Below are 15,826 nucleotides of genomic sequence, written 5' to 3'. Positions count from 1 at the left end.
AATTTTAACATTAAAAAAAGAACCAAGAAAGATTATTTCCTTCTTGGTTCAATTCCTCAATTCTATATATTTATAGAGTTCCTCTTCTTTGTTGTTCTCTTTCGATTGATTCGAAAAGAGCTTTAAAGTTTCCTGCTCCAAAACCTCTTGCTCCCATTCTTTGAATAATTTCGAAGAATAATGTTGGTCTGTCTTCTACTGGTTTTGTGAAAATCTGTAATAAATATCCTTCCTCATCAGCATCTACTAAAATTGATAATTCTTGTAATTTAGAAATATCTTCTTTCATCATATCTCTATGAACTCCTAAACGTTCAGGAATCATGTCGTAATATGCTTGAGGTGGTGGTGGCAAAAATTCTACTCCGTTAGCTTTTAATTGTGAAACAGTTTTGATGATATCATCAGTTGCAACTGCAATATGCTGTACTCCTTCACCTTCATAAAAATCTAAATATTCTTCTATCTGAGATCTTTTAGCTGCTTTGGCTGGCTCATTAATTGGGAATTTAACACGTCCATTTCCATTACTCATTACCTTACTCATTAAAGCAGAGTATTCTGTATGAATTTGTTTATCGTCAAATGATAAGAAGTTTTCAAATCCCATTACATCTTCGTACCATTTTACCCATTTGTTCATTTGACCCCAACCAACATTTCCTACCATGTGGTCGATGTATTTTAATCCTGCTGATGGTGGATTGTAATCTGATTTCCAATCCATGAATCCAGGCATAAATGTTCCTTTATAATTCTTACGCTCCACAAACATATGTACAGTTTCTCCATAAGTATAAATTCCAGAACGCACTACTTCTCCATGTTCATCAGTTTCTACAGTTGGCTCCATGTAAGATTTTGCTCCTCTTTTTGTAGTTTCTTCCCAAGCAGAACGAGCATCTTCAACCCAAAGTGCTACAACTTTAACTCCGTCTCCATGCTTAACGATATGGTCATTAATTGGTGATTTACTATTTAACGGAGTTGTTAATACTAAACGAATCTTATCTTGTACAAGTACATAACTTACTTCATCTTGAGATCCTGTTTCTAAACCTTTATAAGCTAAAGATTGGAAACCAAATGCTGTTTTATAAAAATGGGCTGCTTGTTTTGCATTACCTACATAAAACTCTACATAATCTGTTCCTAAAAGTGGAAGGAAATCTTGTGCTCCTTCAAATATTTTTTCTAAACCGTAGTTTACTGATTTTATATCTTTATTACTCATCTTAATTTCTAATTTGAAAAATTAAATTAAATATCCATTCTAGATCATCATTATTATTGTTGACGTCATTCTGAATTTATTTCAGAATCTCATAAAACATTTACAATAATTTATAATGAGAACCTGAAACAAGTTCAGGTTGACGTGTTTTTATTATTAGATATCATGGATAATTGTTAAAATTGATTCATTTGAAAGTCTATTACTATACTTTCAAATTCCTTTATTAATACTAGCGATTACTCAAGCCAAGACTGATAATACTTATCGTCTGCAATTTTCATTGCTTCTTCTGTTACCATTAATGGTTTAAACGTGTCTACCATTACTGCTAACTCTTCTGTTTCAGTCTTTCCAATACTTCTTTCTGTTGCTCCAGGATGTGGTCCGTGAGGAATTCCTGCTGGATGTAATGAAATATGTCCAGCATCAATATCATTTCTACTCATGAAATCTCCATCTACATAATATAATACTTCATCAGAATCGATATTACTGTGATTGTATGGAGCTGGAATTGCTTGTGGATGATAATCGTATAATCTTGGCACGAAACTACAAATCACAAATGCATCTGTCTCGAAAGTTTGATGTACCGGTGGCGGTTGGTGTACTCTACCTGTGATTGGTTCAAAATCATGGATTGAGAATGCATACGGATAGTTAAATCCGTCATAACCAACAACATCAAAAGGATGTGTCGCATATACCATTTCTATGATTTCGTCTTGCTTTTTAATTTTAATTAAAAAATCACCTTTTTCGTTATGTGTTTCTAACTCTTCTGGCTGACGAATATCTCTTTCGCAAAACGGTGCGTGTTCTAATAATTGACCAAACCAGTTTCTATAACGTTTAGGTGTATATACTGGTCTGTATGATTCTACAATAAATAAGCGATTATCTTCTGTATCAAAATCTAACTTGTAAATCATACCGCGAGGAATTACTAAGTAATCTCCATATTTGAAATTTATATTCCCCATATGTGTTCTTAATTTTCCTGTTCCTCTGTGTACAAAGATTACTTCATCTGCATCTGTATTTTTATAGAAATAGTCGTTTGTAGATGATTTTGGTGCTGAAAGAATAATATTACAATCTGAATTCGTCAAAACTATTTTTCTACTTTCTAAATAGTCTTCGACCTGAGGCACTTGAAAACCTCTAAAACGATACGATTGAATATTATTTTTCTTTGCGATTTTAGGAGCTACAGAATATTGCTTTCTAATTTCTTTTACCTGAGTTGGTCTGTGCTCGTGATATAAATTTGATGACATTCCATCAAATCCTATGGTACCAAATAACTGCTCATAATATAAACTTCCGTCTTCTTTACGGAATTGTGTATGACGCTTTGGTGGAATTTTTCCTAATTTATGATAAAAAGGCATAAGCCGATAGTTTTATTTGTTAATGATATAATGTGTACTTAAAATCAAAATATTGATTAAGCATTACATTCTCAAATAGATAAATTGATCCATTAACCTATCACTCAGGATTTCGCTTGATTAAAAATTTTAAGTGTGCTAGTAAGCCTAACCAGAACATTCTTAGCGATTTAGTTGTTTGTCTTACAAATATAATAAAAAGAATGTGGATTACAGACTGATAAAAGTCACTCTACAAAGAATTCTTAAAAAACAAAAAGTCCGAAGTTATTAACTTCGGACCTTAGTATATTGTTATACATCAAATTACTCTTTTGGTAATCTTTCGTCGATCATTTTTAATGGCATTCCTTCCATTAAATCAAATACATCGATAATGCTTCTCATTGTATCTTCTTCTTCTGATTGTTCTGAAATGAACCATTGTAAGAATACTTCTGTTACAAAATCGTCTTCTTTTCTTGCTGTTTTAAAGATTTTGAAAATCGATTCTGTTACATTTATTTCTTGCTCTAATGAAGTTTCGTAAATCGCTCTAAGGCTTTCGAAATCATTATTTACATTTTCTACACTTGGAGAGATTGCTGCTCCACCATTATCGTTTATAAACGCAAATATTTTCATTGCATGCTCTCTTTCTTCTTCAGCTTGCTTATAGAAAAATGATTTGCTGTTCAATAATTCTCTTTGATCGCACCATGAAGCCATAGCTAAATAAGATGCAGAGGCTTTCATTTCTAATGCTATTTGACTGTTTAATAAATCCATAACTACAGGATTTATCGTCATTTGTTTTCTTATTGCTGTTTTCATGATATTCTAATTTTTACTTATTACAAAAATACGACAATACATCGCTGTAAAAAACTGACAGTCAAAATTTAAAGGAAGTCTAAATAAGGATATTATTTAGATTGAAACTGATTTAAAACTGTAAAAAAACGAATCTATTGTGTTTCTTAAGTTTAAGATTTGAGGAATATCTAAATAGATTAAATGCTGTTTATCTGCAACAAAAAGCAGTACAAAATTCTCAGAATCAATAATATCATATAAAGCTTCTGGCTTTGTAAGATTGTATACATTTTTTCTCAATTGTAATAATTGAGGAAATGATAAAGGGATTCTTTTATTGACTGTTTTTAATTCGTACTTACAAAATGTGATCTCTTTAAGATCGATTTCGTACTCAACACTTGCATCTACATTCATATTGCAAATGTAACACTTATTTAGAATAAATTAAAATTAACTTTCAGGAGCAATCTCAACTTCGAGTCCATCTAGTTCTGGAGTCATATGAATTTGACATCCTAAACGACTATTATCTTCAACATAAAAGGCTTCTGCAAGCATTGCATCTTCATCATCAGACATTTCTGGAAGTTCATGATCTGATTTCACATAACACTGACAAGAAGCGCACATTGCCATTCCTCCGCAAATACCAACTGTTCCTTCTGGAGCTAATTCATAAGAACGAATTACTTCCATCAAATTCATGTTCATATCTGTTGGTGCTTGAACTTCGTGAGTTACACCTTCTCTGTCTGTAATTTTTATTGTAATATCTTGATTTTCCATATTATAAGAAATAACCAGTATTTAATAACTTGAATACTGGAACAAACACTATAACAAGTGTAATAAATACTAATACAATTTTTGTTTTTAGAGGTATAGATTTACTAATAATTGTCTCTTCCTCAGTAGAATCAATTTGCTTTGAAGATAATGCAAAATGAAAAATTAAACCTAAAACTATTGACAATAATAAATAGATAATAACTTCATCCAATGTTACGTTAATCATATGATTGAGATCAAATCCTCCAACAAGTCTTAAATACATCATATAAGAGAAATTTAAATTTTTTCCTGCTCTTTTAATTTCTTTCGAAGCACTTTTGCTCTTTTATCCTCTCCATCATGACTCCAACCCGGCGAATTGAAAATATAATTCAATTTATCGGACCATTTATCAGCTCGTTTTACATCTTTCCAAATTGCAACATACTCGTGTGTAGCAACTTTTACTGGATGAAATGTTTCAATATTTACTGTTAAACCGTAAACTGGTTGATCAATTTCTTTTAATTCTTCTGAAAAGGTACCAAAAATACGATCCCAAATAATTAAAATTCCAGCGTGATTACAATCTAAATATCGAATATTAGATGCATGATGAACTCGATGATGCGATGGTGTATTGAAAATAAACTCAATTGGTTTTGGTAATTTATCTACCAGTTCTGTATGTACAAAAAACTGATAAATTAAACTTACGCCCATCATAGTGAACATCATTAAAGGATCGAACCCTAATAATGGAATCCATAACCAAAAGAAAAACTTGTGAATACGTTCTCCAACTCCTTGACGTAATGCTGTTCCTAAATTCATGTAGATAGATGAATGATGTGGAACATGGCCTGCCCAAAACAAACGAACTTCGTGGTTTAAACGATGAAACCAATAATATGAAATATCATCAGCAAAAAACAATAACAACCAAGCCCACCATTGGCGACCAACAACGTCTTTTAGCGGACTTAATTCATGTAAATAGAAAAATACAACAAACGCCAACACCTTTGGAATAAACTCTATTATTGCTGAAAACACCATCATTAATAAAGAAACAGTAGTGTCTTTACCATGGTATTTCTCTTTTGCAAATCGATATTCTACCAGCATTGAAAAAAAGAAAACTGGTAATGCGAAATACAAGAGTTTATCTTGTGACAGTTGTTGTATATATTCTGTAATTGTCAATTTATTTTATCGCTTTAACTACAGCTTTTGGCGCTTCTTTTTTAGTTCCATCGAAACCTTGAACACCACCAACTGTTGTGTATTTCATCACGTATTTTTTATCTGGAAAAATTCTTTTAAAAGCACTTTGACACATTAAAGTAGCTTCATGGAATCCACATAAAATTAATTTTAATTTACCAGGATATGTATTAACATCTCCTATAGCATAAATTCCTGGAATATTAGTTTGATAATCTAATGCATTATTCACTTTAATTGCATTTTTCTCAATTTCTAGTCCCCAGTCAGCAATAGGTCCTAGTTTTGGAGATAATCCAAATAGAGGAATAAAATGATCTGTATTGATTACAAAAGGCTCTTCATCTTTCTTATGAACTTCAACTCCTTCTACCTTACCATCACCAACAATCGCTTTAACTTCTGCTGGAGTAATTAAGTTGATTTTTCCTTCATTTTTTAATTCTTGTACTTGATCTACAGAATCTAAATGACCTCTAAATTCATTTCGTCTATGAATTAACGTAACAGAATTAGCAACATCAGCTAAGAAGATAGACCAGTCTAAAGCAGAATCTCCACCACCAGCAATAACCACATCTTTACCACGGTACATTTCTGGTTCTTTAATAATATATTCTACTCCTTTTCCTTCGTAATCTGCTATGTTACTAATAGGTGGTTTTCTAGGTTCAAAACTTCCTAATCCACCGGCGATAGCAACTACTGGAGCGTGATGTTTTGTACCTTTATTTGTTGTAACTATAAATGTTCCGTCTTCTTGTTTTTCAACAGTATCTGCACGTTCTCCTAAGGTAAATCCTGGTTCAAATTGTTTAATTTGCTCCATTAATTTATCTGTTAAATCACCAGCTAAAATCTCTGGATATGCAGGAATATCATAAATAGGCTTTTTAGGATAAATCTCAGAACATTGTCCGCCTGGTTGTGGTAACGCATCAATTAAATGACAACGTAACTTTAATAAACCTGCTTCAAAAACTGTAAACAGGCCTGTTGGACCGGCACCTATGATAAGTATATCGGTTTTAATCATAAAAGTAAAATTATTAAGCTACATTAATCACTTCTTCAATCTCTGGAGCATGTCTTTTAATCGTTGCTTCTACACCATTTTTAAGTGTCATTTGGTTTACAGAACAACCACTGCAAGCTCCTTCTAACTGTACTTTTACAATGTTATTTTCTACGGATAAAAGCTTAATATTTCCTCCATCACTAATTAAAAATGGACGAATTTCTTCTAATGCTTTTTCTACTTTATCTTGTGTTTCTACTGACATATCTTACTGACTTATTTTGTACTACAACCACTCATAGTAGTAATTCGTACTACTTCTGTTGGAGGTAGGTTTTCATTTCTTTTTAATAACTGCGAAACAACTTCTTGCGTTATTTCTTTGAATGATTCTTCTAGTTTTGTTCCGTTTTGTAAAGCTACAGGATGACCAACATCTCCTGCTTCTCTTATACTTTGAACGATTGGAATTTCACCTAAGAATTTTGTTTCTAAATCTTCTGCTAAATTTTTAGCTCCGTTTTGACCAAAAATATAGTATTTATTCTCTGGTAATTCAGCTGGTGTAAAATATGCCATGTTTTCAACAATTCCTAAAACAGGAACATTAATAGCTTCTTGTTGGAACATTGCTACACCTTTTTTCGCATCTGCTAAAGCAATATTTTGAGGAGTACTTACAACTACAGCTCCTGTAATTGGTAAAGCTTGAACAATTGATAAATGAACATCACCAGTTCCTGGAGGTAAGTCGATTAATAAGAAATCGATTTCTCCCCAATCTGCATCAAAAATTAATTGATTTAAAGCTTTAGAAGCCATTGGCCCTCTCCAGATTACAGCTTGATTTGGATTTGTAAAGAAACCTAATGATAGTAATTTTACTCCGTAATTTTCAACAGGTTTCATTTTAGAACGTCCATCAACTTTAACTGATAATGGTCTTTCGCGTTCAACATCGAACATAATATGTTGAGATGGACCATAAACATCAGCATCAAGAACACCTACATTGAATCCCATTTTTGCTAAACTAATCGCAACATTTGCTGTTACTGTAGATTTACCTACACCACCTTTACCAGATGCAATTGCAATTATATTCTTAATATTTGGAATTTCTTTTCCTCGAATTTGGTTTACCTCTTCTTTTGGTTTTACCTCAGCTTTTACATTGACTTTAACTTCAACGCTGTCACTTACATTTTGATGGATTGCTTTTTTAATTTCAGTTTCCATCTTTTTTTTAGCTTGTAAAGTTGGGTTTCCAATTACAACATCAACAATTACTTCATTTCCAAAAGTAACCACATTCTTTACATTTTCATTTTCAACTAAACTTTTCCCTTCTCCAGGAGCAGTTATCGTTTCTAATGCGTTATATATATCTTGCTTTTTAAAGCTCATTATGTTTTATATTAATTCTAACTACAAAGATACCATTTAAGCTTCAGATATTAAAGCGGTGTAATTACGATTGTTTATAGCCTTATAAGTTCATATTATTTATCTTTTTTCATTAGCTATTCTAAAAACAACTCTTTCAACTTATTTTCTCTCGTTTCCTTTTTACTTAAAGAAAATCTCTTTTCTGTATCTGCAACAACTTGTGCGGTATTAAACTGATTTTTATTGATATTCCCTTCAAAACCGTTGGAATAAAAAACTTTACTAAAAGACTTAAGCTTAACCCTTAATTGAGTTTTAAAATTCCCCTGATATTTTGCAACGCCAGCGACAATAAAACGTTTAGATTGTAAATTATAATTTTGATGCCCAGTTCGGCATAAGGGTCTGAATTGTTCAGAAAAATCAACAGGTTTCCACTTTCCTTCTTCATCCTTTGCTTCTGTTATCAACTGTAAACTTCCTCCTATTGGCTTTTCTAGTGCCTGATTTTTATTCGATACATTATATATGAAAACAGGTGTCATTTCATAGTTTATTCTCTTCATCTCACTATAAAAATCATAACTCCTCTTATCATAGTCTACTTCTTTTTCATCAATTTTCATTGGAAGTGGTGGCAGAACACTTGTCAATCCGTATAAATTTGAATGAAAAGAACTAATAGGATTTACAATTATTTTTAAACTATCTGTTCTATCTATTTCCATATGATCATAATCCGCATAGTTTTCTTTTACATATTCAACCTCATTACTAAGTCGAATCGTATCACTTGCAATGACATTCATAGCATAAATTAACGGAATTGATCTTTCCATTTCTTTTAAATCAAACTGAATAAGCGTATCATATTCAGACATAATGATCTCAGGAAATGTAATTACTGTTCTTTTTTCACAAGCATAAAAAAAGACAAACAATATCATAATTATAAGCTGTACTTTCTTTTCCATAAGAATAACAAAATCAAAAACTATTCCTAGAGTTCCTTCATTGGATCCCAAAATACTTTTTCTAAATCTTGTATTTGATTTTCGATAACTTCTATTCCTTCACTTTCTAATAATTGCTGCATTAAATTTGTTCCATCGAAATGATGTTTTCCTGTAAGAATACCTTTTCTATTTACAACTCTATGCGCAGGAACTTCTTTACCTCCTGAATTATTCATTGCCCAACCTACCATTCTTGCAGAACGAGCAGCACCTAAATATTTTGCAATTGCTCCGTAACTTGTTACTCTTCCATGAGGAATTAACCTTGCTACTTCATATACTTTATCGAAAAAATTTTTAGAATCTTCCATACTTTAAAAGTACAATTTTATTAATGTTAATATTGCTAAAAAACCTGTAATTATACTCATTAACGGATTAAAAAACACCATTATTTTAGCCACTTTGGTTTCCATTTTTTTCACAAGTAAAATATAACTAGAAAGAACTGCAATTACACCTAATGAAGTTCCTATTCCAAAAGACAACAAATAGTTATATTCTTCAGACAACCAACCTTTAGATATGAAGAATGAATATGTTAATGCAAAAAAAGGAATTGCAAACATATTGATAAAAGAAAGTTTGATTCCGTAAGAAAAGCATGTTTTTTGATTACAAATCTGCTGTACTTTTTGCCTAGACGAAAATTCTTTGTTCAGGTAGAAAAAGGATAGATACATAAAAACAAAAACCGCTACATTTTTAATCCAAAATAACGTGTGGGGAAATTTGTGAATTAATCGAATCACTATTAAACTTAACAAAAATTGAAAGAAAACTACAATTGCTGCTCCTAAAATGAAATGTCTTGCTGATTTTTTATTTTCATCAATAAAAATTTTACCCACAGTTAAGTTAAGCATACTGGGAGCTACAAATCCAAGATAAGAAGTTACAAAACCAAGAATAAGATGAAACAGCATTCTAAAAATTATTGATGAATAATTTTAGACGCTTATATAGGAAAAAACTTTCTTGACTATTAAAAAAGCTTAGTAATTTAACTTGAATTTTACGTAAGTAATTGGTTTACCTTTCTCCAGATATTGTTTCTCATAAAAAGTTTGCGTGCCTGTAACTTCTTCAGGAGAATAATGATTTTTATACACATCGTGATTTGCATGTAATACCTCATGACCTTCACCATGTAAAAGTCCTAATGTATAACCATGCATAAACTCACTATCTGTTTTAAGATTTATAACACCATCTTCTTTTAAAACTTGATGGTATTTTTTAAGAAAACTAGTATTCGTCATACGATGTTTAGTTCTCTTATATTTTATTTGAGGATCTGGGAAAGTAATCCAAATTTCATGCACTTCATTCTTAGCAAAAATAAAATCAATTAATTCTATTTGCGTTCTGATAAATGCAACATTATTCATGTCATTTTCTAGAGCTGTTTTTGCTCCTCTCCAAAAACGTGCACCCTTAATATCTATTCCTATGAAATTGAATTCTGGATTTTTTTCAGCTAATGCAATTGTATATTCTCCTTTACCACAACCTAACTCTAAAACAATAGGATTGTCGTTTTTAAAAAATGTATTCCACTTACCTTTTAAAGAAAAATCGTTTACAACTTCTTCTCTTGTAGGTTGAATAACATTAGCAAAAGTTTCGTTTTCTCTGAAACGTTTGAGTTTGTTTTTACTTCCCAATATAAAATAGCTTAAGCTTAGGCTCTATCTTCAGTTCCTTCTCTCTTAAATTTAAGAGCTTGAGAAATCCAATAAGAAAGTAATACGATAAGTACTAATAAGAAAATCCAGTTGATAGTATTAGACGTCCACCATCCTGCACTACCTTTAGCAAGACTTAAACGAATCCATTCAAATGGAATGAATAATACTTGAAATATCTCACCTATGAATCTAAAAATATTTAATCCTAACATATCTTGATTATCTTTACGCCTGCAAAAATATAAAAAGAAAAAATGTTAACCAACTTTTTCAGTACAACTAAACCAGTAAATTCTATGTTTATCATAGGATTGTTTATTTGTTATGTCGTTGCAGGTTTTTTCACAAACTATGTAAACCTTGTTAATGTTCCTCTTTTCTTGTGGTTTTTAACACTTTTTGCCATCGCAAATTTTGTAAACTCGAAAAATAATTTAACTTTCGACAATTCTTACTTTTTTCTTTTCTTTATTATCCTTCTTAGTTTTTTCCCAGAAACCTTTAAGATTAATACCTTTTTTTATTCAAATCTTATCTTAACAATATACATCAGGCGTGTTTATAGTTTTCAATCTTCTAAAAACATTATAAAAAAATTGTTTGATAGTGGATTCTGGATTGGAATTTCTTTTTTAATAGAACCTTTCACTTTAGTGTTTTTCCCTTTAACTTTTATTGGAATTTTAATACATCAACACATAGATATTAGAAGAATTTTAACTCCGATTATTGGCTTCTCTGTTCCTATAATTTTATACTTTACTTACACCCTTTGGTATGAAAATCCAGACGACTTTAATGTTCTTTTTAATTGGTATACAAATTATGACTTTAGTATTTACAATACTTCTAGATACCTTATTTTATTTGGTTTAATTCTATTACTAGTTACGATATCATCTATATTAAAAACGCCAAAAACACTTCGTGTAAAAAACTCTTTTAGAAAAAATTGGATTCTAATATGTTTTCACTTTTTCTTTTCTTTAATTCTACTATTAATTTTAAAAGATAGAAACGGTAGTGAAGTATTGTATATTATTTTTCCAGCTGCGCTAGTTATAGCCAATGGTTTTGAACTATTTCAAAAGAAATGGTACGCAGATTTTATACTTATTGCAATTCTTTCTGCTTCTTTATTCACATATCTTTCGTAGTTACATTTTTTGACCAAAAGCCAAATCTCCAGCATCTCCTAAACCAGGAATGATATAACCTTTATCATTTAAGTCTTTATCTATATCGGCAATCCATAAAGAAGTATTTACTGGAAAGTGATTTTTAATATAATCTATTCCGTCTAGTGACCCAATTACAGAAACAATATGAATTTCTTTTGGCGTTCCATAATTCTTTAAAGCCGAGTAAACAGAAACTAAAGATCTTCCTGTCGCCAACATGGGATCGATAAGTAAAACTGTTTTGTTATCAATAGGTGGTGATGCAAAATATTCGACTATAATTTCGAAATCTTTGGAATTATTCGGATGATAACGATAAGCAGAAATAAAAGCATTTTCTGCATCATCAAAATAATTCAAAAGTCCATCATGAAGTGGTAAACCTGCTCGTAAAATTGAGCATAAAACTATTTCATTATCTGGTAAATTAACATTTTTAACTCCCAAAGGTGTAGTTACTTTTTCAGTTGTATAATTTAATTTCTTACTTAATTCATAACCTAAAACTTCTCCAATTCTTTCGATATTCCTTCGGAATCGCATACTATCCTTTTGGACATTTTTATCTCTAATCTCACTTAGAAACTTATTAAGAATTGAATTTTGATGCGCTAAATGGAATACCTTCATTTTTCAGGAGTACTAATAAACGTTAATTAAACCATAAAGTTAAACATAGCTTTCAGATATCAAAATTTACGGTACAAAAATTGGTAAAAAATGACAAAACTGAAACGAAACTACTATGAAACGAAAACTACTATTATTAGTGTTTATTCCCTTTTTTTTATGCAGTCAAAGTACTTTAAGCAATGCTAAACAAAGTTTAAGCAGTAGCTCTAGTACATCATCTAGCAGTAATTCAAATGATGATTCAGACGATGATGATGACATTAATTTTTTTTCCGCTTTTTTCGGAGAAATTTTTTTAGATGTCTTTTATTATGCAAGTCTTGGTATTTTCATTGGAGAACCCACAGAAACGGCAATGAATCCTTATCCTTATTACAATGATAAAGAAGGTGAATATTCTATTCGCTTAGATGGAAACGTTAAAAAACAAAGCCTAAAATTAAGCACAAACTATTTATTTAATCGTGTACGAGGAATTGAGTTTAACGCTGTATACAAACCTGTTTATTTAGTTGGGGTTGAACTTTCTCACATTAACTTTTCTGAAAACACATTATTAAACTCAGAATCTTTAAATATTACATCTGTAAACTTAAATTATTACAGAATTAGAAATCGCAATATATCTATGTGGTGGGGATTAGGAGTTACTTATGTTGGAAATGGTGTAAATTCTGCTGGAGTTTCTTATAATTTTGGCACAGATATTTATCCTGCTAAACCAATTAGCCTACACTTGGGTTGGAAACAAAGTTTTATTAACGATAATTCTGTAAATGTATTTAAAGCTCAGGCTAAATATCACATAAAAAAAACAGCTCTTTATACAGGATATCACAACTATAAATTAGGTAGTGAAACTGTATCTGGATTGGTATTTGGATTGGAGTATACATTTTAAACTAAAAAAGATTCCTGCATAAGCAGGAATCTTAAAATATACTTCATTTTGCATAGCATTTTATCAAAACAAAACTTGTTTTAATTGCTTCGTCTTCGTTCTTCGTCGTTACCGAAGTTTCTGTCTTTTACTTTTATCTTTTTATTCCCGAAACTATATGCTAAAGAAATTCTGAAATTTCTATTACTTTCATTCTGTCCGTATACTTGTTCAACACCATCTACTACAGAAGTTAAATTATTTAAGGCGCTTGTATTAAAAATATCATTAGCAAAAACAGAGAGTTTTATATTGTTTTTAAAATCGTGTTGGTATCCTAAAGACACGCTATACATTTCTCCAACACTAAATAAACCTCCACTATACGCAGAACTATACCATGAGTTCACTAAGAATTTTGATTTTTCTGACAATGAAAATGTATTATTTGAAGCTATTCTTGCTTGCACTCCATTTCTTGGCTCTGCTCCTATTTCTTTTTGAAACGTTGAATAATATCCTAAAATATTGATGCTATTCTGACTTTGCCACCATGAATTTGCTTTAAAATTATAGTTCTCAGAAATTCCATAATTATATTGTGTGATATAGTTATCACGAGTTACTATTTGAGTTTCTGCAACAGGGTCCGAGGTAAAAATCACTCCAAAACCATCTGTAGTAACATTTAAAAATACACTTGTGTTTAAATTTCTTTTATAAGAATGTGACAACTCAAAACTATCTGTGAATGATGGTTGTAAAAAAGGATTTCCTTCTCCGAAACTATTATCATTAATATAATATCTAAATGGATTTAAATCTGAAAATCTTGGTCTATCAATTCGTTTTCCGTAAGAGAAAGAAAAAGCATGATGATCATTTTTTCTATACGATACATATAACGTTGGAAACAACTTTGTAAATTCATTTTCTATCTCTTGATTTGTTTGCTCACTAATTCCTTTTGTATTTGTATTCTCTAAACGTAATCCTAACTTTAACTCTAATTTTGAATTTAAGTTTGTACTTCCTGAAATATAAGCTGCCAAGTTATCTTCTTGATATTCGAAATTATTCGATCTTGTTGGATCTAAAACTGGATTTCCAGAAAGTGTATCAAAGAATAAAATATTACTTTTTGTAGTTGTAAAACTTGCCTTTCCTCCAAACGATAATTGAACTTTATTTATTGGGTAATTCACATCTATTTTTGAACTATAGTTTTGTATATCCTGATCGGAAATATTTAATGCAGCCGATGATATTCTCATTGAATTTCCTGTATTACCAAACACTTCAGTTGTAAATTCTCTGTCGTTTTTAGAATTGTAATTAAAGTAATCTGCATCAACAGAAATCGATCTTCCCAAAGAATCTAGTTTCGTTTCCGCATGAAAATTTAAGGTGTTATTTTTTCTATTAATACTATTATCTCCCTTGTTTTCTATAAATCGATCTAACTGTTTATTCTCATCAAAAATTGTTGATGTTACCGTAGTAAACCCTCCTGGCTTTCTAGCATTTCCTAAATATTGAATTCCTAAAGATGTATGGTTTGAAACTTGATAATCTAATTGAAATCTTCCTGAAAAATTATCTGTTCTTTCTTTAGATTCAATAGCAATATCCCAAAAGTTTTGTGGATACTGAATTTGTAAATCCTCAGTATGTCTGTAATGTCCCTTTGTAGCATTTATACTTGCAACTACAGATAAATTATTCTTATTGTAAGAAAAGTTGTTTCGAAAAGAACCAAAATTATATCTGTTTTGATTGTAAACAGCTCTAACAGTATTATTCCAAGAATTTTGCTTCGATTTCTTTAAAATGATATTGATTAAACCTCCTCTACCAGAAGCTTCATACTTTGCTGGTGGATTTGTAATAACTTCAATTGTTTTTATGTCGTTTGCATTTAAACCTTGTAAAAAAGCTGTTAACTCCTCTCCTTCTAAAGGTGATAAACGACCATTAATTAAAACTCTAGAAGGTCCTTTTCCTAAAATTTCTAAAGTCCCATTTTGTACTTGAACTCTTGGTGCAACATTTAAAATATCAATACCATTTCCTCCTTCTGCAACAACACTTTTTTCTACATCAAAAACTAATCGATCTACTTTTTGCTGAATCACTCTTGTTTTTGATTTTATAACTACCTCTTCTAAATTTTCGCTGTCTTCTAATAATGTGATTGTTCCCAAATCGATAGTATTCGTTATCGAAATCTGTTTTTTCCAATCTTTATATCCCAAAAAAGAAATTGTAACTTCATAGTTTCCTTTTGGACTTTTAAGTGAAAAAATTCCATCGTCGTTAGAGTTTGTTCCTGCAATAACTTTCCCTGTAGTATCTTTTAAAACTACATCTGCAAATGCAATATTTCCTAATGCATCTACAACTTTTCCTTTTACTTGTTGTGCGTAAACTAATACTGATAAAAATAATAGTGTTACTAAAGCTAAACGTTTCATATTTTGTGTTTTTTTGTTTTGATGACACAAAAGTGCTTTAGATTCCTATTTTGTGCGACCGACAACATAAAGTCGAACCTTTTTCTCTTCTAAAAATTGGTTCGACTATTTTTTTAA

Annotated in this window: 19 protein-coding genes; 2 read left to right on the top strand and 17 right to left on the bottom strand. The window is 30.7% G+C overall.

The annotated features are described in order from the left end of the window. Positions 1-70: 70 nt before the first annotated feature. The 15 genes from hppD to Q1A46_RS00285 form a co-directional block, all read right to left on the bottom strand. Positions 71-1,234 carry a 4-hydroxyphenylpyruvate dioxygenase gene (hppD, locus tag Q1A46_RS00355; RefSeq protein ID WP_095074795.1) on the bottom strand — a complete coding sequence of 388 codons (1,164 nt, stop codon included), beginning with the start codon at positions 1,232-1,234 and terminating at the stop codon, positions 71-73. Between the two features lie 239 nt (positions 1,235-1,473). After that, a complete protein-coding gene (locus Q1A46_RS00350) occupies positions 1,474-2,631 on the bottom strand; it encodes a homogentisate 1,2-dioxygenase (RefSeq protein WP_299672679.1) in 1,158 nt (385 codons plus the stop codon). Positions 2,632-2,937: 306 nt separating this feature from the next. Beyond that, the gene (locus Q1A46_RS00345; protein ID WP_299618465.1) at positions 2,938-3,444 is read right to left on the bottom strand and encodes a ferritin; all 507 of its coding nucleotides are present in this window, start codon (positions 3,442-3,444) and stop codon (positions 2,938-2,940) included. A 96-nt stretch (positions 3,445-3,540) separates the two neighbouring features. After that, positions 3,541-3,843: a hypothetical protein gene (locus Q1A46_RS00340; RefSeq protein ID WP_299672676.1), complete on the bottom strand. Its 303-nt coding sequence runs from the start codon at positions 3,841-3,843 to the stop codon at positions 3,541-3,543. A 36-nt stretch (positions 3,844-3,879) separates the two neighbouring features. After that, positions 3,880-4,215 (bottom strand): 2Fe-2S iron-sulfur cluster-binding protein, encoded by a 336-nt coding sequence (locus tag Q1A46_RS00335; RefSeq protein ID WP_299672673.1) that lies wholly within the window; start codon positions 4,213-4,215, stop codon positions 3,880-3,882. 1 nt (position 4,216) lies between these two features. Further along, the gene (locus Q1A46_RS00330; RefSeq protein WP_299672670.1) at positions 4,217-4,486 is read right to left on the bottom strand and encodes a hypothetical protein; all 270 of its coding nucleotides are present in this window, start codon (positions 4,484-4,486) and stop codon (positions 4,217-4,219) included. Between the two features lie 11 nt (positions 4,487-4,497). Then, positions 4,498-5,406: a sterol desaturase family protein gene (locus Q1A46_RS00325; RefSeq protein WP_299672667.1), complete on the bottom strand. Its 909-nt coding sequence runs from the start codon at positions 5,404-5,406 to the stop codon at positions 4,498-4,500. A 1-nt stretch (position 5,407) separates the two neighbouring features. Further along, positions 5,408-6,463: an NAD(P)/FAD-dependent oxidoreductase gene (locus Q1A46_RS00320; RefSeq protein WP_299672664.1), complete on the bottom strand. Its 1,056-nt coding sequence runs from the start codon at positions 6,461-6,463 to the stop codon at positions 5,408-5,410. A 13-nt stretch (positions 6,464-6,476) separates the two neighbouring features. Beyond that, complete coding sequence (locus Q1A46_RS00315; RefSeq protein ID WP_299672661.1) at positions 6,477-6,710, bottom strand: NifU family protein; 234 nt, start codon at positions 6,708-6,710, stop codon at positions 6,477-6,479. Positions 6,711-6,721: 11 nt separating this feature from the next. Next, positions 6,722-7,852 (bottom strand): Mrp/NBP35 family ATP-binding protein, encoded by a 1,131-nt coding sequence (locus Q1A46_RS00310; RefSeq protein ID WP_299672658.1) that lies wholly within the window; start codon positions 7,850-7,852, stop codon positions 6,722-6,724. A gap of 116 nt (positions 7,853-7,968) precedes the next feature. Continuing rightward, positions 7,969-8,859, bottom strand: a complete 891-nt coding sequence (locus tag Q1A46_RS00305) for a hypothetical protein (RefSeq protein WP_299672655.1) — start codon at positions 8,857-8,859, stop codon at positions 7,969-7,971. After that, a complete protein-coding gene (locus Q1A46_RS00300) occupies positions 8,835-9,161 on the bottom strand; it encodes an MGMT family protein (RefSeq protein WP_095074806.1) in 327 nt (108 codons plus the stop codon). The genes Q1A46_RS00305 and Q1A46_RS00300 overlap by 25 nt, the downstream gene beginning before the upstream one ends. Before the next feature lie 3 nt (positions 9,162-9,164). Beyond that, positions 9,165-9,776: a hypothetical protein gene (locus tag Q1A46_RS00295; RefSeq protein ID WP_299672644.1), complete on the bottom strand. Its 612-nt coding sequence runs from the start codon at positions 9,774-9,776 to the stop codon at positions 9,165-9,167. Positions 9,777-9,845: 69 nt separating this feature from the next. Continuing rightward, positions 9,846-10,517: a tRNA (guanosine(46)-N7)-methyltransferase TrmB gene (trmB, locus tag Q1A46_RS00290; RefSeq protein WP_299672641.1), complete on the bottom strand. Its 672-nt coding sequence runs from the start codon at positions 10,515-10,517 to the stop codon at positions 9,846-9,848. A gap of 17 nt (positions 10,518-10,534) precedes the next feature. Next, positions 10,535-10,753 carry a hypothetical protein gene (locus Q1A46_RS00285; protein ID WP_299672638.1) on the bottom strand — a complete coding sequence of 73 codons (219 nt, stop codon included), beginning with the start codon at positions 10,751-10,753 and terminating at the stop codon, positions 10,535-10,537. A 42-nt stretch (positions 10,754-10,795) separates the two neighbouring features. Here Q1A46_RS00285 and Q1A46_RS00280 point away from each other — a divergent pair, with 42 nt between their 5' ends. Continuing rightward, positions 10,796-11,698, top strand: coding sequence for a DUF6427 family protein (locus Q1A46_RS00280; RefSeq protein ID WP_299672633.1), 903 nt, complete (start codon positions 10,796-10,798; stop codon positions 11,696-11,698). Here Q1A46_RS00280 and upp read toward each other — a convergent pair whose 3' ends face one another. Then, positions 11,699-12,352 (bottom strand): uracil phosphoribosyltransferase, encoded by a 654-nt coding sequence (gene upp / locus Q1A46_RS00275; protein ID WP_299672630.1) that lies wholly within the window; start codon positions 12,350-12,352, stop codon positions 11,699-11,701. 115 nt (positions 12,353-12,467) lie between these two features. On the opposite strand from upp, the gene Q1A46_RS00270 reads away from it, so the two are divergent. After that, the gene (locus tag Q1A46_RS00270) at positions 12,468-13,256 is read left to right on the top strand and encodes a hypothetical protein (RefSeq protein WP_299672627.1); all 789 of its coding nucleotides are present in this window, start codon (positions 12,468-12,470) and stop codon (positions 13,254-13,256) included. 80 nt (positions 13,257-13,336) lie between these two features. Here the strand turns inward: Q1A46_RS00270 and Q1A46_RS00265 are convergent, their stop codons facing one another. Continuing rightward, positions 13,337-15,709 carry a TonB-dependent receptor domain-containing protein gene (locus Q1A46_RS00265; RefSeq protein WP_299672624.1) on the bottom strand — a complete coding sequence of 791 codons (2,373 nt, stop codon included), beginning with the start codon at positions 15,707-15,709 and terminating at the stop codon, positions 13,337-13,339. Between the last annotated feature and the right edge of the window lie 117 nt (positions 15,710-15,826).

This window comes from uncultured Tenacibaculum sp. (genome assembly GCF_947502995.1).
In the GTDB taxonomy this organism is placed as follows: domain Bacteria; phylum Bacteroidota; class Bacteroidia; order Flavobacteriales; family Flavobacteriaceae; genus Polaribacter.
Note: the sequence above shows the minus strand (reverse complement) of the source record. Positions and strands in the feature narration are given on the sequence as shown.